Below are 24692 nucleotides of genomic sequence, written 5' to 3' on the forward strand. Positions count from 1 at the left end.
TCGGGCTGAGCAACCTCAGCCATCAGATATCCACGAAACCGGGGGAACTCCACCCTTCTTGACCGTCACCGTCCGCAGGTGGGGCTTCAGGACGTTCAAGAAGACGCTCTGCTCGAGCTGACCACTCCCGAAGAAGCCGGCCGAAACGACATGACACTGCTTCCGTGTCCGGCTGAGCGCAACGAGCATCTTGCAAACGTCCTCGTCGCTGACGTTGTCTCGGTCGCGGGGGAAGTGTCCGTTGTTCATCCCCACGATGAAGACATGCTCTGCCGACAGCCCCTTCGCGCCGACCAGACTGGTGAACAGAATGTCCGGCTCCGATAGGTCGACGTCGTCATCGCTCGGTGTGCTTTCGGGGTCTTCGTCAGTGCCGAGGAACGCGCTGATCGCTTCCATCGATCGCTCGACCGCAGTGGTGAGCCGCTGTTCCTCGTCTTCCGACAGCGCACCGCCCTCGATAAGCACGCCCACCAGGCGGGCGAGTTCGAGGTGCTCGTCCCGATACTCCTCGGGCAAGGCCGGTGCGAGTTCGGCGGCCTCGTCAAAGACCGCTCTCAGCGTTGCCTGGTCGCCGTCAAACGGCCGCGCCGACACGACGATCCGCCAGCCGAGGCGCGACTGGTCGTCCCCCGCGATGCGCTTGTAGCCGGCCAGGACGTCGATCTCGATCTTGTCGCTGGTCTTCATGCGTGCAGATGGGAAGTTCTGGACGACGACGTCGAACGCCTTGTTCAGGAACGGTCTTGGCCCAATGACGAGCGCGGTCGGATAGCCCTTCTCGCGTGAGCGCGCGATGTCCTCCGGCGGAATGCGTGCGATCTGCTGGGAGATGTAGCCGCCGATGTAGGGCGTGTTGGCGCTTGAGATCTTGGCGTGGATGATCTTGGGATGGGCGGCACTCTCCGCCCCTTTGTCGGGCAGGTAGCAATCGAAGTTCTTCGGGATCCGGCCCTGCAGATTCCCGGCTTTGATCGCGACATCCAGCAGGTCGCGGACCGCCGCGACGATCACGCTGGTACAGCGGGAGCAGTACGGAAGCTCGAAGACCGCGTAGTCGTCGTCGGCCGCAAGCGCTCGGATGAAGTCCGGGGAAGCGTGCCTGAGTTGCTTGTACAGCGCCTGGTCGTCGTCGCCCGCGATCAGGACTCGGCTCTTGTCACCGAGCAGGGCGATGAATGTGGTCTCCAGAAGAGAGAAGTCCTGAAACTCGTCGACGACGATCAGCGGGTACGTCGGGATCGAATCCGGGACCGCCTCGAAGAAACCGAGCACGCGGTACACCAGGTCGGTGTGGGATACGGCGTTGTAGTAATCCGCCTGCGCGAGGACCTCATCGATGAGGCCATCCGACGTATCGAGGTTTTGGAGCCGCGCCTCGATGGTCTGCGTCTTGACCACGCGACCAGTGCGGATGAGGATGTCCTCCACGATGACTTCGGGCAGCGGTGGGTAGTAGTCCCCGGCCTGGAGCCCAGCGACGTCGTGGCGATGCATCAAGTACTTGCAGTAGCCGTGGAACGTGAACACCTCTGCAAGACCGTCGAGGTCCGTGGCGAGGTCGCGAACCAGGTTGCGGATGAACGTCAGCGCCAGCCCGTCGCCGCCCACAGCTTTCAGCGCCTGCTGGAACGTGAAGCTCTTCCCCGTCCCGGGACCAGCCACGATTAGTCGCTTCTGGGCCGCCGAGCTCACGATGGCGGCCGACGCCTCGCTACGTCGTCGGCTCATTTCTTCGAGCGCGGCAGCTTGGTCCTCCGGCATCACGTTGTCTCCTTGTCTATATGGCCAGTGTGCTCCGTCGAGCGGCGGACACGCAAGCACAAGCGGAATCAGCTCCACGGCGTCGGGGTGCGCCCCGACGATGGACAGCTGAGCAGCTCCCGAGGCCACACCTTGGCGAGCGTCCGAACAACCTCGTACGGTCTCGGGTCCGATGGCCTATGCCTTGTCCCAGCCCCGAACAGCCCTTTTCGACTTGTCCGCCGATGTTGAGGCGCTCGGAGTCTTCAAGCCCAACCGTGAGGCTCCGTTCCATCGCTGGGTCCACCTAACCGAGGGCTTTAGTGCGCGACTGGTCGCGGCCGAGCTCGCGAACGATCCCGATGCTCGCCTGGTGTACGACCCGTTCGGTGGGACGGGCACGACCCCCTTGGTTGCGGCCGAGATGGGCCGCCACGGCACCTGGGCTGAGGTCAATCCGTACCTTCGTGAAGCGGCAACGATCAAGGTCGAGGCAGCTTGTGCGGACCCAGAGCAGCGTCAGGAAATCGTCGCGACTCTGCGCCGTCTGTTGCAGCTCGGACCCATAGTCGACCAGGATGCAGACGGTCAGCATCCACTCGCAATCGCGAACGAAGCGCGCGACTTCTTCTCGGACGAAGCGCTAGCCGAGCTGCTCGGTTGGTTGCGCCGTTTCGATACAGCGACCGGACTTGCTCGGAGAGTTGGACTACTGAGCGTCGCGACCAGCGCGATCCACGCCTCCAACATGAAACGGGCGGTCGATCTCCGGCGGAGAACCGAGAAGGAGATGCTGCAGTCTCGGCCGGCTGTCTCGGAGGCGGTCCAAGAGCGAGTCTCGCTGATGATCAGCGACCTGAACAGCACGCCCGTGGCCGAAGGTTCCGCCACCAACGTGAGTACTGATGCCAGAACTCTGCCCGAAGACTTCGGCCCTATCGAGCTAGTCGTGACCTCGCCGCCGTATCTGAACGGCACCAACTACTGCCGCAATACCAAGCTTGAGCTGCTGCTGCTGAGTCTCATCCAGAACGAGGATGGGCTCATGGACATCCGGTCCCGCTCGGTCACCGCCGGGATCAACAACGTCTCGAAGCGCATCCGAGAGCCAACGCTGATCCCCGCCGTCGAGGAAGTGGCCCTCAAGCTCGACGAGTGCGCCTACGACGTGCGGATTCCGAAAATGGTGCGTGCGTACTTCTCTGACATGCAGATCGTCATGGGGACGACTCGATCCGCGATGAAGCCCGGCGGACGTATGGTGCTCGACATCGGCGATAGCCGATTTGCTGGTGTTCATATCGATGTACCGACGCTTCTTAGCCGCATCGCCGAAGACGGCGGCTGGGAAATCGAGGACGTCGAGGTGATTCGCAACCGCGTCTCCAAGGATGGGAATCCTCTGTGCCAGAAGCTGCTCCGTCTCTGTTCCCGGTAGACCCCGGGGAGCTGGCTTTCGAGCCCACGCCTGACCCAGCATCTGACGACTACGTGGCTACGTGGGCGCAGCGATTTTGCGACGACCGGCCGTATGCCCTAGCCCCGTACTCAAAGCGGAACTGGGGCGGGCGGCTTCATTCGCTCTGCTCCTACCAGGGCAAGCTCAAGCCGTCGATTGCGCACTTCTTGATCAAGTGGTTCACCGAACCGGATGCGGTCGTGCTGGATCCGATGAGCGGCGTCGGGACGATTCCGCTCGAAGCCCGCATCCAGGGCCGAACTGCAATTGCGAGCGATTTGAGCGACCTGGCCGTCGCTGTCTCTCGGGCGAAGCTCGAATCTGCCGACGAGGCGTCCTCAATGCGCGTGGTCAACGAGCTCGCCACCGCGATCTCGGCTAACGAACTGTCGCTCGAGGATCTGATTCAAGAGGAACACGCCGACTTTGGACTCAACGGCGTTATCACCGACTACTTCCATCAGGACACGCTCCGCGAGCTGCTGGTGGCGCGTAGGTTTTTTGCGGCGACCGGAGTCGACAATCCCGGGTCAGCGAGTGTCCTCACCGCGATCCTGCACGTGCTCCATGGCAACCGGCCGTATGCGCTCTCACGTCGGAGCCATCCCATCACCCCGCTCAAGCCGACCGGGGAGTTCAGCTATCGGCCGTTGATCGCGCACGTAGAGAAGCGGCTTTCCCAGACGTTGCCCGAACTGAGTGAGCTCCCCGGGGAAGGGCGGTCGCTGAAGGCCGATTTCGGGGCATTGCCACTCACGCCCGGGTCGGTCGACGCGGTGATCACATCGCCACCGTTCGCCCAGTCCTTGCGGTTCTTCTCCAGCAACTGGATGCGGCTCTGGTTCTGCGGTTGGAGCCCCGAGGACTTCCGCGATCGGCCGGCCGGGTACCTGGAGTCGGAGCAGAAGCACGGCTTCGATGATGCGTATCGCCGGTTCTTTCGAGCGATGCACGAGACACTCCGAGAGGACGGGCTGCTCGTGATGCACGTCGGCGCGACGCACAAGTTCGACATGGCCGAGCACCTGCTCCCACTCCTCGCCCCGGAGTTTCGTCTCATCTACGACGGCGCCGAGCACCTCGATGGTCCGGAGTCGCATGGCTTGTCCGACAAGGGCTCGACCGTGCGCCACCACTTCCTTTTCTGCCGTCGCGTTTGACCGCTTGAAGGAGGCAGCGCGCGGGCCTAGGGCCCCGCGCTCGTCGCGGCCTCATATAGTCGCGGCATGTGTCGAGCGCGTGGGCGTTGGTAGTCGTGTCCGATCGGAGCGGCGGCAGCAAGCGCGCGGGAAAGACTGAGTGGGCAGACCGACGTCGTCCTTCCACGAGGCGGGCGGGCTTTACCGTTCACCCGGACACGACCGGCGGCGAGATGGAACGCGCCGGCGTCGCGGGTTGGCGATTCAGCGGTCCGGGATCGATTCAGATCAGCTTCGACGTGCCGGCGACTGAGCCAGACACCCTGCTTGGCTGGGGGCTTTGGTTTTGCATCTCGCCAAACGTCGACGTGCGCGTCGACGGGTTCGACTACAAGACAACCCTCGATGCGTTCGTCGCGCCCAACTGGGGGAAGGTCGGCAGCATCTGGCGTTCCGACGGCGATCAGCTCGAGTTCAGCGTCGTGTTCCAGGGGGTAGATGATGAGCCTTGGGAAGTTGCGGTATACGACGTCAACGCCGGAGCGATCGCGCACGACTTCTTCGACGGCGTCGCCGCCGATCCCGACACCAAACGTGCAGCACGCCTGATGTCGAACATGTGGGCCTTTGCACCCGAGGCCAACTTCGTCACCCCGGCCCTTCACGTCGCTGTTTCCGAGCCGATCGTCGAAGGCGACTACCGCACGGTCGACGATCTCGGCGAGGTAGTGCTCAAGTCGTGCAACCGCTGCGCACGGTTCTTGCCGATCAACGTGCACAACGAGCGGGAACAACTGAGCTTCTCGAACCACTGCGTCGCTCGTCGGCCGTGCCGTCATGCCACGTTCGGGCGGCTACGGAACGTCGCGAGCAATGAGGTCCTGCAGCTGGAGTATGGCTACCAACTGGAATGCCGATTTTGCAAGAAGTTCGCCGTCAACGCGGCCCACAATCCACAACGCACGGCGTCGCAGATGAAGGAAGACGGCACGCGACGCCGAGCCATCGAGGTGCTGCTAACCGCGCTTTACGAGGGTAGTCCGAGCTTGCTGCACCGCAAGCGCTTTGCTGGGCGGGAGCTGACCGAAAGTGTCTGGAAGCGGTTCGGTGGCCGGTGCTTCAAGTGCGGCACTCAATTGGCTGATCAGAAGGCGATGCATCTCGACCACACGCGGCCGCTCGCTCTGCTCTGGCCGCTCGACGAGACAGCCACGTGTCTCTGCGCCACTCACAACAGCGCCAAGCGGGACCGGCCACCGTCTGAGTTCTATGACGCCGATGAGTTGGTCCGATTGGCTGACATCACAGGGATACCGCTGGAGGAGCTCCAGGATCCATCTCCGAACGTCGAGGCGATCGCTCTGCTCGCGGATCGTCTGGACTGGTTTTTCGACGACTTCCTCCAGCGCGAGGAACTTCAGACGGAGCGCGACGGCAAGCTCCCGGCGGACCTCCTGGTCAAGGCGATCCAGCGCGCGATCGACCTCTCACCTGGAGTCGATCTCGCTCTGAACGACATCTACAAGCGGCAAAGCCGGAGCTAGATGAGGTGCGGCCGGGCCGGGCTTGAGCATCTTGTGATGCCCGTAGTCCCTTCACGAGCACGTTGAGTCCTGTCGGGCCGCCGAGGTACCGTCATGCCCATGACTGACTCCTCCACCGTGCTCGCGGCGCTACCTGAACATCGTCGCGAGGCGGTTGTCAGGTGGCTGTCCTCGGAGATCGGAGCCTGCGCTGAGTGCAGCGAGCCCGTCCTGATCACCCAGCCGCACAGGGCGGGCAAGGACGGGTTCGAGCACATCACCTGCAACCAGGCCGTCACGGTCGAAGAACCCGAGCCCGAGGAGATCTCGCCGGCCGTTGAGGCTCGGGCACGCCGCTCCGACTGGGGGTAGTGGCGCGCCTCAGCGACGTGCGTCCTTGAGTGACGACACAGTCATTCGCTGACACGAGCGACAAGCCGCCATTTCTCGTCGGGCTCGGGCGGAACCTGTCAAGCCGGATGAGACAGTGTCGGGGCGAATTTAGTGAGCGGCGGGCTCCTCGGGCTTGGGCTTGTTGATGTAGGCGGCGGTCGGCAGCGCGGGCGGTCGGGGCGGGTGCCGGACGAAGCGTTCGGGCGTGGCGGCGTAGGCCGCGTCGAGGACGGTGGTGCGGGCGGCGTGGACGGCCGGAGCGTGGCCGTGGTGGACGTCGTGTGGGGTCATCAGGCCGATGCCGGCGTGGCGGTGAGCGTGGTGGTACCAGCCGAAGAAGTCGCGGCAGAAGGCGCGGGCGTGGTCGATGTGGTCGAACCGTGCGGGGAACCCGGGCCGGTACTTCATCGTCTTGAACTGTGACTCGGAGTACGGGTTGTCCGTCGACGTGTACGGCCGGTTATGCGAGCGCAGGACGCCGAGGTCGGCGAGGAGGAACGCGACGGGCTTGGACGTCATCGCCGGGCCGCGGTCGGCGTGCACCGTCAACTGGCCACGGACGATGTTCTGTTGCTCGCACGCCTGGCCGATCAGCGCCTTGGCCAGGTGCGCGTTCTCGCGGTGCTGCACCGTCCAGCCGACGGCGTAGCGGCTGTAGACGTCGAGAATGACGTAGAGGTAGTAGTAGGTCCACTTCGCCGGACCCTTCAACTTCGAGATGTCCCAGGACCAAATCTCGTTCGGCCGCTCGGCGAGCAGTTCCGGTGCGGCGTAGGGCGGATGGGTCAGCTGCGCGCGGCGCTCGGTGACGCCGCCGTACTCGGCGGCGAGGATCCGGTACATCGTGCGCTGCGACGCAAGGTAGATCCCCTCATCCAGCAGCGTCGCCCAGACCTCGGCAGGGGAGGCGTCCTGAAAGCGCGGGCTGTGCAACTGCTCGAGCACCGCGGCACGCTCCTCATCCGACAGCGCCCGGCCGGGCCGCCTGCGCGGCACTGACGCGCGCGCGGGCGGCGGGCTGCGTCGGCGATACAACGACGCCCTGGACGCGCCGAGGGCGCGGCACGCGGGCAGGATGCCGACCAGCGGCTCGATCTCAATGACGGCCTGATCGATCATGATCGCGGCGGCTGCTCGTCGGTCTCCGGCGCGCTCTTGGCCAGCAGTTCTTCCAAGAGCGCGGAGACGTTTCCCTGCACCTCGATCACCCGACGCGCCGTCACCAGATCGGCCTGCGAGCGCTCCAGCTGGCGACGCAGCGCCGCGTTCTCCATCCGCTCGGCGCTCGGCGGCTTGGGGCCACGCTGGCGAGGCTCCAGCGCCCCGAGCGCGCCGCTGTCGCGGGCCCGCCGCCACTCCGTCAGCAGCGAGGAGTACAAGCCCTCGCGGCGCAGCACCTCGCCGATCTCGCCGGGCTTGGTGCACGCCTCGGCGGCGAGCACGATCTTCAGCTTGTACGCCGCGGTGAACCTGCGGCGCGTCGCCCGCGGCACGAGCTCGGGATCCGGGACCCCCACCAGCGACGACGCGCCGCCGGCGATGTGCCTACGCTCGCCTTCGGCTCCCTCCGGCACACCGCCGGCGGAACCCTCCAGCTCGTCCTTCATCCCTGCAGGGAACTGCGACACAACGCACGTCCGTTCTCGCCCTCAGGCTCAGTAAATACAACGGTAGAACCTGTCTCACGTCACCTTGGCAGAGAGGGGGGAGCCGCGACGAGATTCGCTGGGGCTTGCCCCAGACTGGTTAGGCGATGCTGTCCGAACAAGGGCCCTTAGCTCGCGGTGTCGCTCCAGTCGATGACGTAACGGCTGCCCGGCACGATCTTCTTTGGCTCGAAGATCATCGGCTCGTCATCAGTCCGTTCGACCGCCACCGATGACGTCAGACTGCTCGTCGGCTCACAGGTCGCTGCGGCAAAGGTGATGGAGCCGCTGGGCGAGGCACTGGCGCTCGCTGCCAACCCGCAGGGCGCATACCTACGAGCCACACCGCTACAGCGACGGATGCTGAACGCGATGCTGTTCGAGCGGATCGAGATCGGTCCCGATGGGGAGATCGTCGACCTCAAACTGGCTCCGGTTTACGAGGCCATGAAGGCCTGGGATTCGTCCCTTGGGGACCCGGTCAAGGCCGGGGCCCTCACCGGCCCGGTTCGACCTTCTTCCCCCCAGGTCCACCTGTTGCGAGAGCCGCCCCCAGGGCGGCTCTCGTGCGTTACGGGGTACGCGCAGGAGAGCCGCTCCGACCGCCTGCCGACGACATCTCGTGTCGGCCATGGGACACTCCGCCCATGACCGCGACCGCCGAGGGGCCGATCACGATCGATTCCCTCCCGAGAGCGAGCCTGCAGGATGTCGCGCTCGGCGCGCGCGGGTTCTTCCGCCCCGGCGCCGCGAGGTCGCGTCTGGCGCGGTTGGGCGATCGCTTCGTGGTGGACCTTCCGGGGCTTCCGCCGGTTGTCATGACGTGGGCGCCCGACGACGCAAAGGCGATCCTGGCCGACCGTGAGGGCGCGCTGTCGTTCGGGCAGATGCTGCACCGGTGGACGCCGCACCCCGTGCTGTTCGGTGGCGACTCGCTGATCTTCCTCGAGGGCGAGGAGCACGTCCGCGAGCGGCGCCGGCTCGCGCCACCGTTCCACGGCCGGATGATGACCGACTACGAGGCGGCGATCGCCGGCCTTGCGCGCGAGCGCGTCCAGGAGTGGCCGTCGGGGGAGCGCGTCGAGTTCCTCGCCCTGGCCAAGACGTTCGTCCTCGACGTGATGCGCGAACGATCATCTTCGGCGTCTCGGACCCGGGGAGGATGCGGCGCCTCGACGCGGCGATGCTCGACTACTGCGCCGCGGTGGAGAGCAACGCGTTCCTCGGCTACGGCGTCATGGGCGTCGCGCTGCGCGGGCGCTGGCCGAGCTACGGACCGGTCGACCGGGCGGCCGCGGCGGTCGACACGATCGTCCTGGAGGAGATCGCCGAGCGGCGGGCCACCGGCGCGGCGGGCGACTTCCTCGCGATGCTCGTCGACACCAGCGACGACGCGACGCTCGCCCGCGACCTGCGCGGACTGCTGCTGGCGGGCTACGAGACGACAGCGGTGACGCTCGCGTCCGTGGTCGAGCAGTTGGCGCATCACCCGGACGTGCTGGCGCGCCTCCACGACGAGGTCGATGCGGGCGGGCATGCGTACTCGGACGCCGTCGTCCACGAGACGATGCGGCTGCGCCCGTCGTTCCCGTTCACCGGCCGCCGCGCAACCCGGGACCCCGAGCTCGCGGGGTTGAGCGTCAAGCGCGGGACGATGCTGATCATCTCGGTGATGGCCCTGCAGGAACGCGAGGACGTCTACCCCGAGCCGCGCGCGTTCCGGCCCGAGCGCTTCCTCGGTGAGCGACCAGGCACGTACACCTGGCTCGCCTTCGGCGGCGGCCCGCATCGCTGCATCGGGGCGTCACTCGCGCTCTTCGAGGCGCGGATCGTCCTGCGCGAGTTGCTCACGCAGCGGACGATCGAGCCGCTGCCGGGTCGGCCGAAGCCGCCGCGCCAGACGCACCCGATGCTCGTACCGTCGGACGGGGCGCGTGTCGTCCTGCGCGGTCGCGGATAGCCCCAAGACGCCGACGGCGATCGACAGACCCGCCGGGGCGCACGGTCGTCCCCTGGGATCGGCGCGGATGATGCCCTCGCGACCGCCTACGCCAGGTCGAATCGCCCGCGTGAGGTCAGCGGGGTCTGGCGCACGACCTCGGGGAGGTACTCGTCGAGGAAGACGCGGGCCACGAGCTCCTGCCGTGAAGTGACGCCGACCTTCTCGTAGAGGTTGCGCACGTGGTCCTCGACCGTGTGGGGGGAGACGACGAGCGCCTCGGCGATCTCCGCCCGCGAGAGGCCGCGGGCGAGGAGGGTCGCGACCTCGCGCTCGCGCGCCGTGGCGCCAAAGGCCTCGAGGCGAACCGTCGCCGAGCGCGCGCCGCCGGCGCGCTCGAGGACGACCGCGACGCGACCGTCCTCCGGTGACCCGGGGAGCGAGGCGTGCAGCGTCAGCCAGCCGTCGCGGGCGGGGACGGTGACGACGTTGCCACCGCTCTTGCCGCCGTCCGGCGCGGACCGCACGAACGCGGCGAGGGCGAGCACCGGCGTGGCGACCGTCTCGTCGGTGTAGCGGCCACCGGCGGGGCGCAGCGCGGCGAGCATCTCGCGGGCGGGCGGGGTGATGAGCTCGACCTCGTCGCGGGGGCCGAGCACGACCATGCCGGGGGCGTCCGCGCCGGTGATGCGCCGGGCGGCGTCGAAGCGCAGCGACGCGCGGATCCCGCGGGCGATCGAGCCGGTCAGCGCGGCGAGGATCTCGGCGTCCCGTGGCTGGAACGGCCCGCCGGCCGCGCGCCGGGCGAGGTGGACGGCACCCCAGACACGCCCGCGGATGACGAAGGCGCCGCGCAGCTCGTGGGGGATGTCCGCCGGGAGCAGGACGTCCCGGTACCGCGCGCTGCTCTCCGGGTTGCCGCGGGTGGCGTGGTCGAGGATCCCGACGGGGACACGCCGCGTGGCGAGGCCGGCGAACGTGTTGACGTCCTCGACCATGTACTCGCTGCGGACGATGAGCTCGCCCGCCGCGGGCGCGGCCTCCGCGGTCAGCACACCGCGCTCCACGAGCTCCCGCGGCGCGTCGCTTGTCAGCAGGCGCGTGCTCGGGTCGAGGGTGTGCCAGCACCCGGCGTCGTTGTCGATCACCGTGCGGACGCGGGCGGACACCTCGGCGAAGAAGTCCTCGCGCGGCAGGCCCTTGGACCCGAGCACGTCGATGTCGTCGATCAGCCGCGTGACCGCCCCCATGCGACGAAGTCTCCCACCCGGTGCAAGAAAGATCCCCGGGCGCGGGGGGTGGTGGCGGGGCGGCGCGGCGAGGAGGCTCCCTCCATGACATCGACCACCGCACCATCCACCCCGGCGACCGCATCCGACGGCTCCCTCGCACCCCTCGCGCTCGGCCCCGGTGAGGGCGAGCACCGCTGGTTCTTCGGCGGGCTGACGACCATCAAGGCCGACGGCGCCGCCACCGGCGGCCGCATGATGCTCACCGAGCAGCGAGCGCCGCGCGGCGGCGGCTCGCCGCTCCACATCCACCACAACGAGGACGAGTGGTTCTATGTCCTCGAGGGCGAGCTCACGATCTGGGTCGCCGGCGAGACGATCGTCGCGCCCGCCGGCGCCTTCGTCTTCGGCCCGCGCGACGTGCCGCACACCTTCGTCGTCAGCTCCGACGAGGCGCGCTTCCTGCTCGTCACCCAGGCCGCCGGCTTCGAGGGCGTCATCCGCGCGCTCGGCGAGCCCGCGCCCGTGGCGGAGATCCCGCCGGCCCCGACGGCGCCGCCGGACATGGGCGCGCTCGCGGCGGTGGCCGAGGCGCACGGCCTCGAGATCATCGGGCCTCCCGGCATCCCGGACTGAGCCGGTCGCCGCCGGCGCCGCGCCCGTCATCGGGAAACCGTTGTGACGGCGGCGCCGACGGGGGAGACTCCGCAGCATGAGCGACATCACGGCGATGAAGGAGCAGGCGAGGGCGACGTGGGCGGCGGGGGACTTCGACGCCGTCGCGGAGCTCATCTGGGAGGCCGGGGGCGTGGCCGCCGCCGCCGCGGGGTGCGGGCCGGGTGACCGGGTCCTCGACATCGCGGCGGGGACCGGCAACGCGGCCGTGCAGGCGGCGCAGCGGGGCGCGGACGTCGTGGCGTCGGATCTGACGCCGGAGCTGTTCGTCGCCGGGCGGCGGCGCGCGGAGGCCGCGGGCGTCGAGCTCGAGTGGGTCGAGGCGGACGCGGAGGCTCTGCCGTTCCAGGACGCGAGCTTCGACGCCGCGATGTCGACGTTCGGGATCATGTTCGCGCCGCGCCAGTCGGTCGCCGCGGCCGAGCTCGCCCGCGTCGTCCGGCCGGGCGGCCGGATCGCGCTGTGCGCGTGGGAGCCGAGGGGGTTCGTGGGCGAGATGTTCCGCACGGTGGCGGGCTTCCTGAACCCGCCGCCGCCGGTCGAGGCGCCGCCCGTGCGCTGGGGGACCGAGGAGGGCGCGCACGAGCTGCTCGACGCGGCGTTCGACATCACGTGCGAGCCGCAGCTCCTCGTCCAGCGCTTCGACGCGCCGATCGACGAGATGACCGACCACTTCATGGAGCGCTTCGGGCCGATGGTCATGGCGCGTCGGGCGCTCGAGCCGCAGGGTCGGTGGGACGAGTTCCTGGAGGCCTACCGCGAGCTCGCGCGCCGCTGGAACGAGGGCGGGAAGGACAAGGCCGCGCTCCCGGCGGGGTACCTGCTCGTGACGGGGGTGCGGCGGTAACGACCACGCTTGACGCCCTCCGATTTCAGAGTTACCGTCGGTAACATGAAATCCGAGGCGGCGACGCGCCCGTACCGCCAGGTGAGCCGGGCCGAGGGGCACGAGCGCACCCGCGAGGCGCTGCTCGACGCGGCCGAGACGACGTTCTTCGCGGGCGGGTGGGACGCGGCGTCGCTCACCGGGCTCGCGGCGCTCGCCGGGGTGACGAAGCAGACGCTCCTGCGGCACTTCGGCTCGAAGGCCGGGCTGCGGCAGGTAGCGATGGAGCGCGCCATGGCGCGGGTCCGCGACCAGCGCTGGGCCGCCCCGACTGACGACGTGGCCGGCGCGGTGGCGAACCTCCTCGACCACTACGAGGCGGTCGGGGAGCGGGCGCTCATGATCGGGCGCCTCGGCGGCGGCGAGCCCACGGGCGAGGACGCGACGACCCTCACGGCCTCGCAGGCGATGCACCACGAGTGGGTCGACCACGCCTTCGGCGGGAGGCTCGGCGCGCTCCCGGACCCGGTCCGCGTCCGCCGGCGCGCCGCCCTCATCGCGCTGTGCGACGTGCAGGCGTGGTGGATCCTGTCGCACGACCTCGGCCAGTCCCGGCCCGAGACGCAGGCCACCCTCACCGACGCGATCGAGCGGCTGCTCGAGGAGACGACATGAAGATCCTGGCCTACACCTCGCCCGCGCGCGGGCACCTCTTCCCGCTCGTCCCGGTGCTCGACGAGCTCGGCCGGCGCGGGCACGACGTCGCGGTGCGGACGCTCGCGAGCCAGACCGCCGCGCTGGAGGCCTGCGGCTTCTCGGCGCAGGCCATCGCCCCCGCGATCGAGGCGATCGAGCACGACGACTTCAGGGCCCGCACGCCGCCGGCCAAGGTCGGGCGGGCCATGGCCACCTTCGGCGCCCGCGCCGAGCACGACGCGGCCGACCTGGAGGCCGCCATCACCGCCGAGCGGCCCGACGCCGTGCTCGTCGACGTCATGTCCTGGGGCGCGTCGGCCGTCGCCGAGCGGTCGGGGCTGCCGTGGGCCCAATGGCTGCCGTATCCGCTCCCGGTCCCGTCGCCGGACGGCGGGGTGCCGCCCTTCGGACCCGGTCTGACGCCTGCCCACGGCCCGCTCGGGCGCCTGCGCGACCGCGCCCTCGGCCCGCTCCTCGAGCGCGTCGCCGGGCGCGCCGCGCTGCCCCTCGCGAACGCCGTCCGGGGGCGCGCCGGGGTCCCGCCGTACGCGCGCGTCGCCGACATCTACACGAGTGCCCCGCTGCTGCTCTACATGACCGCGGAGCCGCTCGAGTACCCGCGTCCGGAGTGGCCCGCGGGGGTGCGCATGGTCGGGCCGTGCGCGTGGGAGCCGCCGGCCGACCCGCCGCCGTGGCTCGAGGCCGTCGACCGCCCGCTGGTGCTCGTGTCGACCTCGTCGGAGTTCCAGGACGACGGGCGTCTCGTCGCCACGACGCTCGAGGCGCTGGCCGGCGAGGACGTCCACCTCGTCGCCACCGTGCCGGCTGCGGGGCTCGCCGGCCTGACCGTCCCCGCCAACGCGCGGGTCGCCGAGTTCCTGCCCCACACACCGCTGCTCGCCAAGGCCGCCTGCGTCGTGACCCACGGCGGCGCGGGCGCGACGCAGAAGGCGCTCGCGGCCGGCGTCCCGGTGTGCGTGGTCCCCTTCGGCCGCGACCAGTTCGAGGTCGCCCGGCGCGTCGAGGTCGCAGGCGCCGGGACCCGGCTGCCCGCACCGCGCCTGTCGCCCGCCCGGCTCCGCGCCGCGGTCCTCGAGGCGATGACGAAGACCGACGGTGCGAGACGGGTGGCCGACGGCTTCGCGGCGACGGGCGGGCCGGTGGCCGCGGCCGACGCGGTGGAGGGGCTGGCGGGGGCGCGGGCGCCGGCCTGACGGGCGTTACCGCGGCAGGCTGCGTGCGACGGGCCGCACCGCCACCGTGCGCTGCTTCGTCGTGTGCGCCGCCACCTTCGCGGCGCGCAGGCGCGCCTTCTCGGTCACCCGGAACGTCCGCACGAGCTTCACGATGTCCGCGGGGCGCTCGTTCGACGGCACGCGCGGGACCCGCGCGAAGCCGACGTGGATGTGGTTGTAGTGGTCGGTCATCGACAGCGTGTTGTCGTGCCCGTCGACCGTCATGAGGCTGATGATCTGGTGCGGCTCGAGGTAGCCCTGGAGCTCGACGAGCTTGTTCAGCGTCTTGGCGGTGATCGAGTCCGGGCCCTGGTGGCCGACGATCGGGATGCCGTTGATCGCCGAGATGTCGACGGCGTGGCCGAACGAGTGCTCGGAGATGTTCCCCGACGTCGTGAGCAGCGAGTGGCCGCTCATCAGGCAGCTGACGGTCGGCTTCAGGCCCGAGCGGGCGAGGAACAGGAGCGTCGCGAGGACGCGGCGGTTGATGTGGCCCGCGGCGATGTCCTGGCGGCCGCCCTCGTAGATCTCGATGTCCTTGCTGTGCAGGACGAGGCGCGTGAGCTGACGCTTGCTGAGGAGCAGCGCCTGGCCGGGGGACGGGGCGATCGCGCCGTCACCGGCGAACGGGTTGCCCGCCGCGCGGTACAGGTGCGTGTCCTCGCGCAGCGCACGCTCGCTCAGGGCCGAGACGAGCAGCGGGTCGAGCCCGGCGAACTCGCGGGCGCGCTTCACGACGCGGTTGACGTACCAGTCGGCGTGGTTGTACGCGTAGATCGCCTTCGGGAGGTCCTGGTCGGCGCCGGCGTCCTTGAGGTACCGGGCGGCGGCGAAGATCGCGTCGACGGGGTTGCGCGGATCGCGGCGGCCGTCGCCGTCGCCGTCGAGGCCCCACCGCTCCCAGGAGCTGCGGATGAACTGCATCCACCCGAGGGCGCCGGCGGACGACACCGAGAGGTTGCGCCCGAAGTTCGTCTCGATCTCGTTGATCGACGCGAGGATCTCCCACGGCACGCCGTACTGGGCGGCGGCGGCCTGGTAGATCGGCAGCAGGAACGGCGGGATCGGGAAGCCGTCGACCGTGAAGGCCGGGATCGTGAGCGGCGCGAGGCTCGTCCAGGACGCGGGGAGCGACGCGTACGAGGTCGCCTCCGTCGTCGCGAGCTTGTGGGCGGCCCGGATCTTGTGCTGGGCGCGGATCTTGGCGCGGACCTTGGCCTTCTGGCGGGCGCGCAGCTTCGCCTTCGTCTTCACGCGGAGCTTCATGCTGCGCTCGGCGCGGGCCTTCGCCTTCGCGCGGGCCTGCATCTTCGCCTTCACACGGGCCTTGAGCACCGGGTCGATGGCGTCCTTCGGCGCGGCGAGCGTGATGCCCGGCTTCGTGGCCGAAGCGGAGGCCGGGGCGGGCGTCGCAGGCGTCGCGGGAGCGGCCGGCGTCGCCGGCTTTGCCGCCGGCGCCTTCGCCGCCGGGGTCGCGGGGGTGACCGGGGCCGCGGGGGTGGCCGGGGTTGCGGGGGAGGCAGGGGTCGCCGCGGCGGGGGCCGCGGCCTGGGTCGTCGGGGCCGGCTCGTCCGCGGGCAACGGGACGGTCGAGCAGTCGAGCGGTGCGCTGTTAAAGGTGATGATGTTCGTCGTGCGGCCCGGGTCCTTGCAGGCGATCTGCTCGGGCGTGGGCGCACTGTCCTGCGCGATGGCGGGCACGCCGACGCCGACGGCGGTGCCGGCCACGGCGGCGCCGGCGGCGAGCACGGTCAGACGCACGCGACCGTCGGCCATCTTGCGGCGCCTCACCGGTGAGTTACGCGGTTCGATTGACATGTGCCACCCCTGGCCCTTGGCTCAACTATCTAGAAAAAATACAAACGATAACAAGCAAACCGTGGTCGCCGCGCTTGCGCAACGCAGGTGGCGGATCGCGTCGTCAGCTTACGCACGCTGTCGGCGCGGACGCTAACCGCCGTCAGCCGACAGAGTCGCCGAGTCCGAGGAGGGCGGGTACCAAGAGGACGATGAACAAGGACGGGAGGATCAGGAAGACGAGCGGGAACAGGATCTTCACCGACGTCTTCTGGGCGCGTTCCTCGGCGGCGGCGCGCCGGCGGAGCCGCATCTCCCGCGCGATGTTGCGCATGATCTGGCCGATGGAGACACCCAGTCGTTCGCCCTGAACGACGCCGCGGACAAACGACCGCATGTTCGGCGTGTCTGCGCGGGCGTTGAGGTTCTCCAGCGCCTTGTCCATCGGAAGTCCGAAGCGCTGTTCCTGCAACGTCAGGCGGAGCTCCTCACCGAGAGGGCCGGGCGTGCGGTCCGCGGCTGTCGACATCGCCTGAGCGAAGCCCTGACCCGACTCGACCGACACAACCACGAGGTCGATCACGTCCGGGAGCGCCCGCTCTATCCGGTCCAGACGAAGGCGACCGGTCCGCCTGACATACGTGATCGGGATCAGCCAGCCGACCACCGCGAGGATGAGCGAATCGAAAAACGGCCCACTCAGGTTCGGGATGACGTCGAAGAAAATCCCGTACACGAGGCCCAATGACGCCGCCAGCACCTGATAGCCGACCAGTGCCCGGGGAGTGAGCTTATAGAGCCCCGCAGCGAGGATCTCGCGACGGACGCGCGAGTCACCCTCCGTCCCGAAACGCCGGCCGACCAAGTCGCCGATGGCCTGGGCCAGCGCGCGCGCAGTCATCGGCTTGGCCGCGCTCGGGGCGACCGCTGGGGCCGTGTAACCGTAGAGCTCGATCTCACGCACGCGCATATCGGCGTGGGTGCGCTGCATCGAGAAGGCGGATGCGAGGTACGCCACGGCTACCCCGATCAGGAGGAGGGCGAGGAGAAGCAAGGCTCAGGGCTCCACGTTGACGACTTTGCGAATGACCAGCCAGCCGGCGATGAGCATGATCACGCCCATCGCGAGCAACAGAATCCCGGCGACGGAGTGGAACATCGGGTCGAAGTAACCGGGGTTGAGGATCGCCATGCCCACCCCGACGACGACGGGCATCGCCGAGACGATCGCGCCCCCGAAACGGCCCTGAGCAGTCAGACCGGACACCATCCGCTTGAGCTTCTGACGCTCTCGTACCGTCTCGATCACCTGTTCGAGGACGTCTGCGGTGTTACCTCCGCTCTCGCGCTGCATCCGGGCCACGATGCCGACGTACTCGGTCTCCGGGCTGTCCATGCGCTCGCCCACGGCGTGGAGCGCAGCGGCGACGTCGACGCCGAGCTGCTCGTCAGTGGAGGCTCGGAGAAACTCCGTCCGTGACGGCTCGTCCGCGTCGTCTGCCATCGCTGCCATGGCGGCCGAGAAGGAATACCCCGCTCGGAGCCCGGACGCTAGCACCTGGAGGTTGTCGGGGAGCTGATCTTCGAACGCGCGCCGGCGCGCCGTGAGACGAGACGAGACCAGCATCCGCACGCCGACGGGCACGGCCGGCACGAGCAGCAGCAAGGCGGCGTTCTTCGCGGCGAACACAGCATAAGCCGCGATCGCCGTCGCGACGCCCACCGTCGCCAGCGCGAGGTTGGCCGCGTCGACCGACAGGCCGGCGAGCTCGACAGTGTCGCGATAGCGCTCCCAGCGCGCCGACGGCTTGCGCTCCTTCTTGCGCTTGACCTCGCGGACGTCCCCTAGGGTGGGGGCATGTACCGCTGATCCCCCCGAAAAGTCGCCGACTCGCGAGATCACCGAGCGCCGCTCGGGCCGGAAGATCAGGTAGAAGGCCAGCATGAGGACGACGAACAGGATCGTCGAGACGACGAGCACTCGAGACGGGCTCAGTCCGCTCGACTCGTGGGGGCGCCTCAGCCCGACATTGGGCACATCGAAGTTCGGCGCCGTGTACCGGAGCGCGGCGTTCTCGGGATTCCCGGAGACGCCGACGTGGACGAGGACCGGCGTGCCGGCGGGGACGGTCGAGCGATACCGCACCAGATACTCCGATGACAGCCGCTCGCCGAGAGCGTTGAAGATCGGCGGGAGATCCTTCGGACGCGCGGCCTGGCCGTACCGCCCGCCGGTGAGCGCGCTCATGATCTCGAGCGACCTGGGGCTGAAGCTCCGCGAGTCGAGACCGACCGAGAAGATCCGGACGCCGGAGCGCTTCGCCAGGGCGGCGAGCCCCTCCGGCGCGATCGAGCTGCCGCGCTGAGCCTCGGCGCCATCGCTGAGCACCACGACCGACCCGGAGGTGAGCGACGCCTTATGGAGCGCGTTGATGCCCGCCGCGGCCGCGTCGAAGATACGGGTGCCGCGCGTGAGGGCAGGACCGACCCCCAAGGTGGTGCGGATCGCGACCGGATTGGTCGTCGGGCGGAGCGCCACACGCGGCTCGCCCGAGAAGAAGATCACCCCTAGGGGCGTCGACCTCGAGCGATGGCTCGCGAACGCCTGCGCGGCGATCATGGCCTGGCGGATCGGTTCGCCTCGCATGGTGAGGCTCGTGTCGATGACGAGCACCACACCGCGGTGTGGGTCGCTCGCCGCCGAAGTCACGGTCGCGCCGTCCACGCGCAGGCCGTTCTCGACGACCGCCACGTCGGAGTCCTTGAGGATGCGCTTCGCCGGAAGCGAGAGCACGACCTCGCGTGCGGGCCACGCGGACGTCTCGTTCAGACGGGTGTCCGTCTCTGAGCCGGGCGCCGCGGACGCGACGGACGGGACCATGCCGACCGCGATGAACGCCCCGGCAAGAAGGCGACGACGCGACCGGCCCATCATCCCCGGAGGCTCCGTGGCATAGGCGCGCCGAACGCGGCCGGCCCAGCGACCGACACCGGCGGCGTGACGTCCCGCAGCTCGAACTTGTGAAGGAAGGCCGGCCGCAGCCCCGTCGGTCGCAGCCCGCCCTTGCTGGCGATGGTCGCGCCGCCGGCGTGGACGTCGTACGTGAAGAGATCCTGGAGCGTCACGATGTCTCCTTCCATCCGGAGCACCTCGGTCACCGCCATCACGCGACGTGCGCCATCGGGCAGGCGATCCAGGTGCACGATGAGATCGAGCGCCGAAGCGACCTGCTGACGGATGGCCTTCACGGGGAGGTCGAAGCCCGCCATGAGCACCATCGTCTCGATGCGCGCCAGTGCGTCCCGGGTCGAGTTCGCGTGAACAGTGCAGAGTGAGCCGTCGTGGCCGGTGTTCATCGCCTGGAGCATGTCGAGGGCCTCGGCCCCGCGAACCTCGCCGACGATGATCCGGTCGGGCCTCATCCGCAGGGAGTTGCGCACGAGGTCACGGATGCGGATCTCGCCCTCGCCTTCGATGTTGGGCGGCCTGGCCTCGAGTCGCAGGACGTGGGCCTGATCGAGCTTCAGCTCGGCTGCATCCTCGATCGTGACGATGCGCTCGCTGTCCGGGATCGATGCAGACAGCGCGTTGAGCATCGTGGTCTTGCCCGACCCGGTGCCGCCCGAGATGAGCACGTTGAGCTTCGCGTGCAGGCAGGCGTCGAGGAACTCGACGGCCTCGTCGGTGAGCGTGCCGAGGCGCACCATGTCGGACATTGTCAGCCGGTCGCGCCCGAACTTGCGGATCGTCATGAGCGGCCCGCTGAGGGACACCGGCGGAAGCACGGCGTTGACGCGGCTGCCGTCCGGCAGGCGCGCGTCGACCATCGGCGAGGACTCATCGACCCGACGGCCGATCTGGTTGACGATCTTGTTGATGATTCTCCGCAGGTGATCGTCGTCCGCGAAGCGCACGCTGCTGCGGGAGATGCGGCCGGCGCGCTCGATCCAGACGTCGTGCGGACCGTTGATCATCACCTCGGTGATGGTGTCGTCCGCCAGCAGGCGCTCGATCGGTCCGTTTCCGAGCACGTCGTCGGTGAGGTCCTCGAGCAGGGTGTCGCGCTCGGCGACCGAAAGTCCGCGCTCGGCCGCGAGGCGGCCGCGAATGTCTGCTCGCACCCGGATCCGGAGTTCCTCTGGGGCTTCAGCAGAGCTGTCGAGCAGCTGGGGGCCGAGCTCCTCGATCAGGGCGGTATGAACCCGGGCGCGGAGTTCCGCCATCGGATCGGGGCCGGTCTCCGCGGCTCCGGAGCGGTTCTGGGCCAGGCGGTCACGCAGATCCATGTCTCAAGACCCTTCACGGAGGTAGAGGCCGGCGAGTGCGCGAAGAGCCTTGGCGGGCTCGTTCCGCTTGCCCGACGCCGTCACGATGGGCTCGCCGGCGTTCACGGAACGCACGACCTCACGGCTGCTCGGGACGAGCACGTCGGGGGCGCGGCCGAGAATCGCCACGACGTCGGCGTGACTGATGCCGACGTTCGAGTCGCTGCGGTTGAGCACCAGTCGAACGGGCACCTGCACTCCGAGCAGCTGGAGGGTCTCGAGTGCGATCTTCGTGTTCTTGAGGGACGGCGCGTCCAGCATGGTCACCATGCAGATGTCCGTGGACTCGTCGAGCGCGGCGATGACTTCCGGCGAGAACGCCGGCGGGGTGTCGATGACGACGAACGGCGTGCTCGCGCGCAGCACCCGGATCAGCTCCCGGACGCTGTCCGGCGTCACGGAGGCGGCCTGGTCCGGTCGCGTGGGGGCCAGGAGTGCACCTGCGCCGGAGACATGATCGACGATGTAGCCTTCGAGCTTCGTCGCGTCCGGGCTCCCGCCGGACATCGCAAGGTCGTACAGCGTCCGTTCCGGACGCAGGCCCATCGCGAGTCCGACGTCACCGAACTGCAGATCGAGATCGATAACCACGGCCCGCTGGTGCTCGGACGACAGCGCTGCTGCGAGGTTCGTGGACACGAGCGTCTTGCCGGTCCCGCCCTTGGGGCCCAGCACGGTGATGACGCGTCCCTCGGTGGCGGTGAGCTTGTCCGAGTCGCGCCGGGCGACCGCCTTTGCGAGCGCGAGGTAGGTGTCGATGGCGGTCTGGTCGGGCGTCGTGATCGACACGACGTCCTCGGCCCCGGCACGGAACGCCTTCCGCAGGAAGCCGTTCGGCGAGCCTTCACAGGCGACGACCACCGGCCGGCCCGGATAGTCGGCGTGCGCCCGTCGGACGAGCTCGAGACCCTCCTCGGACTCGTCACGGCAGACCACGAGCAAGGCCTCCGCGTCCTCACGGCTGGGCCATCCCATGGAGGGGTCGCCGACCGCGGAGACCGCCACACGGGGGTCACCGATGACGCGCTCGACGAGTTCGCCGTTGACGTGGCCGTCGACCGCGACGAGCGCCTTTACCGTCTGGCCGCTCACGGGGTGCCGATCGGGCCGGAGGCCTGCGGGCCCGCCACCGACTGGTCGGTGATCGCGGGCAGGTCACTGCTCTCACTTCCGACCGGTGGCCGGAGGGCGAACCAGATCTTGCCGTTGTCGGCCGCGTATGCGAGCCGGGTCGACTGGTTGTCCGTCAGCCGCAGGATCACCGACTGCGTGTTGTTCGTGTTGTTGTTGCCGTTTCCGCTCGGTGCCTTGAGCACGAGTACGTTCTGGGCGATCGTCCGCAGCACCCCGCGGCCCGCGTTGCCGCCGCTGAACGAGCCGTAGACGTCCACGAAGTCGCCGCGGCGTACGCTTCCGATCAGTCCGTGTGCCTGATCGACGGGGACGGCGAGGGCGCGCTCGTCGCCGGTCAGGCGGCCGCGAAGCGGGTCGGCGCCGGACTGGAAGTCGGCGGAGGTGAGCTGCTGGCCGGGGTAGATGTCGCGGGTCGCGGTCTTGCCGGTGAGCGCGGCCGCGTCCGTCAGCGCGGCGCTCTTGACGGCGTCCTCGGCGAGCGTCGCAGGGCGGAAAAAGCGATTGGACGCGATCGCGTCGCCGGACGTGCCCTTGGGGATCAGCCGGTCGGCGATGAGGACCTGCGTGGGGAGGACGCCGTCGCGGACATCCTTCTTGTAGTGGTTCAGGTAGACGGCGAGCGCGCCGGCCGCGAGTGCCGCGGCGATGGCGGCGGCCACGAATGAGCCACGTCGGGTACCGAGGAAGCGTCGCAAGCCGTCCAGGGGGGTCTGCTTCGTCGTTGCTGCTTCCATCGGTTTGCTCCTTCAGGGGGTTGTTACTTGACGAGCACGGCGACGCAGCCGCCGACGTCGTTGGTGTCACAGTCGGTGTTGGTGGCGCCTTCGCCACCGCCGGCAAGGGGCTTGACGAAGTGTCCCGAGACCACGCCGATGTCCGACTCGGTCCCGGGGGCGAACTCGTCGCCCTGGCCGATGCACGGGTTGTCGAAGCCGGAGCCGTTCGACGCGTAGCCGGTCACGTAGAACTGCGCGAACTTCACGATCGGGAAGAGATCCTGACCGTTGCCTTGGAAGGTGCCGAACGGTGTCACGTACACCCCGATCAGCCGCGGGTCGTTTGTCGGGTAGTTCGGCCAGTTGTTGTGCCCGAAGGACCCAGCCGGCGGACACGTCGTGGGCTTGCCGTCGAACCCGCCGGCCAGGTTGCCAGCTTTGCAGTTCCCCGGGTTCCCGGGGGGATTGCACAGGAAACGCTCGTTGAATGCCTTGGCTGGCTTGTTCGAGAAGTTGCCCTGCTCGGTGCCGACGCAGCTCGGATACGGCGTGGTGACCGTGCTACAGGGACTGCCGTCGTTGACCTGGTACTTCGGCTGGCAGCCGAGGATGATCGAGTCGACGAGGTCGCGGTTGGGGTCGCAGTCGACCGCCTGGGTCTGACCGCCACCGCTGTTCTGCACGCGCAGCGAGATCGCGGGGTCGGTCGCGGCTGCGAGCGTGAGCGAGCCCTTGATGTCGACCGCGAAGGTGAGCTTCGTCGCGCAGGTCGAGAAGTTCGGGGTGCAGGCGCGGAGGTCGGACACCTGCTGGATGCTGGGGTTCAGCACGTCGAAGGTCCCGATCGGGCCTCCCCGCGAGGTCTGGTCGGTCGGGTCGTTCCAGAACGAGCGCTGGAACCCGGCGAACGTGCCGGTGCACTTGTTGTTCCCGCTTGAGGTGCACGTCTGCGTCTGGGTGCCGACGACGACCTTGCCGGTCTGCTGCTCCCAGTTCAGCGTCAGCGTCCGGGGGCCGATCGTCCCGGCGGGGACGGAGACGTTGGCGACCGACCAGGTGCCGGCGTTGTTGCCCGTGGTCCAGCTGCCGGCGACATAGGTCATCGGGTACGACTGGCCGTTGAAGACAACAGTGACGATGGTCTTGCTCGCCGCGGTCGCGGCCGTGATGTCCGGGTTCCACTTGATCGAGGCGGTCAGACCCATGGTGCAGGTGGCAGTGCGCGTGGTGAACGAGCCGTTGCCGCAGGTGCCGGGCTGCGTGGTGATGCTCCGCGACTGCGGCTTCTGGGTCGCCGTGAGGGCGCTGCCGTTGTCGACCCAGTCGCGGATGTACGAGAGCCCCTGCGCGGTCGCAACGTTGTCGTAGCACTGCGTCAGCGCGTCGACCGGAGGGCACGCTGTGGAGTTGCTTCCGGTGAGCGCGACGCGGACGCCGAGGTTCATCGACGTCGCGGGCGCCGCCGGGGTGGGCGGCGTGAACGACAGTGGCGCGGTCTCGTTGTCGTAGTGCAGATAGCCGTTACCGCTGCCGTGCTGGCTCAGGAGCACGCTGACGTCGTTGTTCGACGCATCCTTCAGCGTGTTCCCCGTGGCCTCGTCGACGAGGTAGACGCGGACCTTCTTGGGCGTCGGATCCTGGACGGCCAAGGGCGAGAGATCCTGCCCCACGTCCGAGTTGAACAGCTTCACCCGGGCCTGCGCGTTGATGTTGGGTACGACGCTGCCGAAGGGGTCGCTGCCGAAGAGGCTGAACTTGAAAAGGTGCGGCAGGTCGGTCTCGGTCATCTTCACGTCGACGAACTTCTTCGCGCACGGCGACGTGTCGGGGCCCTGGTAGTCGGCCGGGTCGTCGGCCGGATTGTCGGGCTTGGTGTTCTGGTTGTAGTAGTGCGGCTGGTTGATGACGACGTGCAGCCGGCTGGCCGGGACGGTTGGGTTCGTATCGTTGTATTTCACGGGCGATCCGTCGCCCAGGCCCGAGTACTCGAGCGCGGTGTTCGTGATCGTCGCGTTGACGCATGCGGGGAACCGGAAGGACCCGGCGGCGGCCAGCGCCGCGGCGTCGGCCTGATTCTGGAGGTGCCGCTTGTGGACCCACCAGTACGAGACGTCGACGGCGAAGATCATGAAGGGAACGCCGACGACGACCAGCAGTGCGGCCATGAGAACCGTGGCGACGCCGTGGTCGCCGCGCAGCCGGAGGCGGCGGGGCAC

Annotated in this window: 20 protein-coding genes; 9 read left to right on the forward strand and 11 right to left on the reverse strand. The window is 68.9% G+C overall.

The window, feature by feature from the left end:
- Positions 1-15: 15 nt before the first annotated feature.
- Complete coding sequence (locus tag NBH00_RS06615) at positions 16-1764, reverse strand: UvrD-helicase domain-containing protein (protein WP_254573705.1); 1749 nt, start codon at positions 1762-1764, stop codon at positions 16-18.
- A gap of 172 nt (positions 1765-1936) precedes the next feature.
- Here NBH00_RS06615 and NBH00_RS06620 point away from each other — a divergent pair, with 172 nt between their 5' ends.
- From NBH00_RS06620 to NBH00_RS06635, 4 genes are all read left to right on the forward strand, one after another.
- Positions 1937-3181: a class I SAM-dependent methyltransferase gene (locus NBH00_RS06620; RefSeq protein WP_254572559.1), complete on the forward strand. Its 1245-nt coding sequence runs from the start codon at positions 1937-1939 to the stop codon at positions 3179-3181.
- Positions 3182-3234: 53 nt separating this feature from the next.
- The gene (locus tag NBH00_RS06625) at positions 3235-4362 is read left to right on the forward strand and encodes a class I SAM-dependent methyltransferase (RefSeq protein ID WP_302182707.1); all 1128 of its coding nucleotides are present in this window, start codon (positions 3235-3237) and stop codon (positions 4360-4362) included.
- 68 nt (positions 4363-4430) lie between these two features.
- Positions 4431-5885, forward strand: a complete 1455-nt coding sequence (locus NBH00_RS06630; protein ID WP_254572561.1) for an HNH endonuclease — start codon at positions 4431-4433, stop codon at positions 5883-5885.
- Positions 5886-5984: 99 nt separating this feature from the next.
- Positions 5985-6236, forward strand: a complete 252-nt coding sequence (locus NBH00_RS06635) for a hypothetical protein (protein WP_254572562.1) — start codon at positions 5985-5987, stop codon at positions 6234-6236.
- A gap of 129 nt (positions 6237-6365) precedes the next feature.
- On the opposite strand, the gene NBH00_RS06640 is transcribed toward NBH00_RS06635, so the two are convergent.
- Together NBH00_RS06640 and NBH00_RS06645 are read right to left on the reverse strand one after the other, a co-directional pair.
- Positions 6366-7798 (reverse strand): IS3 family transposase gene (locus tag NBH00_RS06640; RefSeq protein WP_254573690.1). Its coding sequence is split into 2 segments (ribosomal slippage): positions 6366-7450 and positions 7450-7798, totalling 1434 coding nucleotides; the frame shifts between segments, so codons are not numbered across the junction.
- 233 nt (positions 7799-8031) lie between these two features.
- The gene (locus tag NBH00_RS06645) at positions 8032-8220 is read right to left on the reverse strand and encodes a hypothetical protein (RefSeq protein WP_254572563.1); all 189 of its coding nucleotides are present in this window, start codon (positions 8218-8220) and stop codon (positions 8032-8034) included.
- Positions 8221-9065: 845 nt separating this feature from the next.
- Here NBH00_RS06645 and NBH00_RS06650 point away from each other — a divergent pair.
- A complete protein-coding gene (locus tag NBH00_RS06650) occupies positions 9066-9863 on the forward strand; it encodes a cytochrome P450 (RefSeq protein WP_254572564.1) in 798 nt (265 codons plus the stop codon).
- Positions 9864-9949: 86 nt separating this feature from the next.
- On the opposite strand, the gene NBH00_RS06655 is transcribed toward NBH00_RS06650, so the two are convergent.
- Positions 9950-11092, reverse strand: a complete 1143-nt coding sequence (locus NBH00_RS06655) for a helix-turn-helix transcriptional regulator (protein ID WP_254572565.1) — start codon at positions 11090-11092, stop codon at positions 9950-9952.
- 84 nt (positions 11093-11176) lie between these two features.
- Between NBH00_RS06655 and NBH00_RS06660 the strand changes: the two genes are divergently transcribed.
- The 4 genes from NBH00_RS06660 (at position 11177) to NBH00_RS06675 (ending at position 14482) form a co-directional block, all read left to right on the forward strand.
- Positions 11177-11707: a quercetin 2,3-dioxygenase gene (locus tag NBH00_RS06660; RefSeq protein WP_254572566.1), complete on the forward strand. Its 531-nt coding sequence runs from the start codon at positions 11177-11179 to the stop codon at positions 11705-11707.
- A gap of 76 nt (positions 11708-11783) precedes the next feature.
- Complete coding sequence (locus NBH00_RS06665) at positions 11784-12593, forward strand: class I SAM-dependent methyltransferase (RefSeq protein ID WP_254572567.1); 810 nt, start codon at positions 11784-11786, stop codon at positions 12591-12593.
- A gap of 45 nt (positions 12594-12638) precedes the next feature.
- The gene (locus NBH00_RS06670; protein WP_254572568.1) at positions 12639-13247 is read left to right on the forward strand and encodes a TetR/AcrR family transcriptional regulator; all 609 of its coding nucleotides are present in this window, start codon (positions 12639-12641) and stop codon (positions 13245-13247) included.
- A complete protein-coding gene (locus NBH00_RS06675; protein ID WP_254572569.1) occupies positions 13244-14482 on the forward strand; it encodes a glycosyltransferase in 1239 nt (412 codons plus the stop codon). The genes NBH00_RS06670 and NBH00_RS06675 overlap by 4 nt, the downstream gene beginning before the upstream one ends.
- A 6-nt stretch (positions 14483-14488) precedes the next feature.
- Here the strand turns inward: NBH00_RS06675 and NBH00_RS06680 are convergent, their stop codons facing one another.
- The 7 genes from NBH00_RS06680 to NBH00_RS06710 all read right to left on the reverse strand — a co-directional run bounded on the left by NBH00_RS06680 (position 14489) and on the right by NBH00_RS06710 (position 24692).
- Positions 14489-16279 (reverse strand): lytic transglycosylase domain-containing protein, encoded by a 1791-nt coding sequence (locus NBH00_RS06680; RefSeq protein WP_254572570.1) that lies wholly within the window; start codon positions 16277-16279, stop codon positions 14489-14491.
- Positions 16280-16463: 184 nt separating this feature from the next.
- Positions 16464-17354 (reverse strand): type II secretion system F family protein, encoded by an 891-nt coding sequence (locus tag NBH00_RS06685; RefSeq protein ID WP_254572571.1) that lies wholly within the window; start codon positions 17352-17354, stop codon positions 16464-16466.
- 3 nt (positions 17355-17357) lie between these two features.
- A complete protein-coding gene (locus tag NBH00_RS06690; protein ID WP_254572572.1) occupies positions 17358-19235 on the reverse strand; it encodes a type II secretion system F family protein in 1878 nt (625 codons plus the stop codon).
- Positions 19232-20587, reverse strand: coding sequence for a TadA family conjugal transfer-associated ATPase (locus tag NBH00_RS06695; protein ID WP_254572573.1), 1356 nt, complete (start codon positions 20585-20587; stop codon positions 19232-19234). The genes NBH00_RS06690 and NBH00_RS06695 overlap by 4 nt, the downstream gene beginning before the upstream one ends.
- A gap of 3 nt (positions 20588-20590) precedes the next feature.
- Entirely contained in the window at positions 20591-21718 is a 1128-nt protein-coding gene (locus tag NBH00_RS06700; protein WP_254572574.1) for a CpaE/TadZ family protein, read from the reverse strand.
- Positions 21715-22419: a Flp pilus assembly protein CpaB gene (gene cpaB, locus NBH00_RS06705; RefSeq protein WP_254572575.1), complete on the reverse strand. Its 705-nt coding sequence runs from the start codon at positions 22417-22419 to the stop codon at positions 21715-21717. The genes NBH00_RS06700 and cpaB overlap by 4 nt, the downstream gene beginning before the upstream one ends.
- A 98-nt stretch (positions 22420-22517) precedes the next feature.
- Positions 22518-24692 carry a pilus assembly protein TadG-related protein gene (locus tag NBH00_RS06710; RefSeq protein ID WP_254572576.1) on the reverse strand — a complete coding sequence of 725 codons (2175 nt, stop codon included), beginning with the start codon at positions 24690-24692 and terminating at the stop codon, positions 22518-22520.

Source organism: Paraconexibacter antarcticus (assembly GCF_024220175.1).
In the GTDB taxonomy this organism is placed as follows: Bacteria; Actinomycetota; Thermoleophilia; order Solirubrobacterales; family Solirubrobacteraceae; genus Paraconexibacter; species Paraconexibacter antarcticus.

What these genes read in the sequence shown, in the direction of transcription:
- NBH00_RS06675 (WP_254572569.1), top strand. Translation starts at nt 13,244, where the DNA reads ATGAAGATCCTGGCCTACACCTCGCCCGCGCGCGGGCACCTCTTCCCG.
- NBH00_RS06650 (WP_254572564.1), top strand. Translation starts at nt 9,066, where the DNA reads ATGCGGCGCCTCGACGCGGCGATGCTCGACTACTGCGCCGCGGTGGAG.
- NBH00_RS06635 (WP_254572562.1), top strand. Translation starts at nt 5,985, where the DNA reads ATGACTGACTCCTCCACCGTGCTCGCGGCGCTACCTGAACATCGTCGC.
- NBH00_RS06660 (WP_254572566.1), top strand. Translation starts at nt 11,177, where the DNA reads ATGACATCGACCACCGCACCATCCACCCCGGCGACCGCATCCGACGGC.
- NBH00_RS06680 (WP_254572570.1), bottom strand. Translation starts at nt 16,279, where the DNA reads ATGGCCGACGGTCGCGTGCGTCTGACCGTGCTCGCCGCCGGCGCCGCC.
- NBH00_RS06695 (WP_254572573.1), bottom strand. Translation starts at nt 20,587, where the DNA reads ATGGATCTGCGTGACCGCCTGGCCCAGAACCGCTCCGGAGCCGCGGAG.
- NBH00_RS06670 (WP_254572568.1), top strand. Translation starts at nt 12,639, where the DNA reads ATGAAATCCGAGGCGGCGACGCGCCCGTACCGCCAGGTGAGCCGGGCC.
- NBH00_RS06655 (WP_254572565.1), bottom strand. Translation starts at nt 11,092, where the DNA reads ATGGGGGCGGTCACGCGGCTGATCGACGACATCGACGTGCTCGGGTCC.
- NBH00_RS06690 (WP_254572572.1), bottom strand. Translation starts at nt 19,235, where the DNA reads ATGATGGGCCGGTCGCGTCGTCGCCTTCTTGCCGGGGCGTTCATCGCG.
- NBH00_RS06665 (WP_254572567.1), top strand. Translation starts at nt 11,784, where the DNA reads ATGAGCGACATCACGGCGATGAAGGAGCAGGCGAGGGCGACGTGGGCG.
- NBH00_RS06615 (WP_254573705.1), bottom strand. Translation starts at nt 1,764, where the DNA reads ATGCCGGAGGACCAAGCTGCCGCGCTCGAAGAAATGAGCCGACGACGT.
- NBH00_RS06620 (WP_254572559.1), top strand. Translation starts at nt 1,937, where the DNA reads ATGGCCTATGCCTTGTCCCAGCCCCGAACAGCCCTTTTCGACTTGTCC.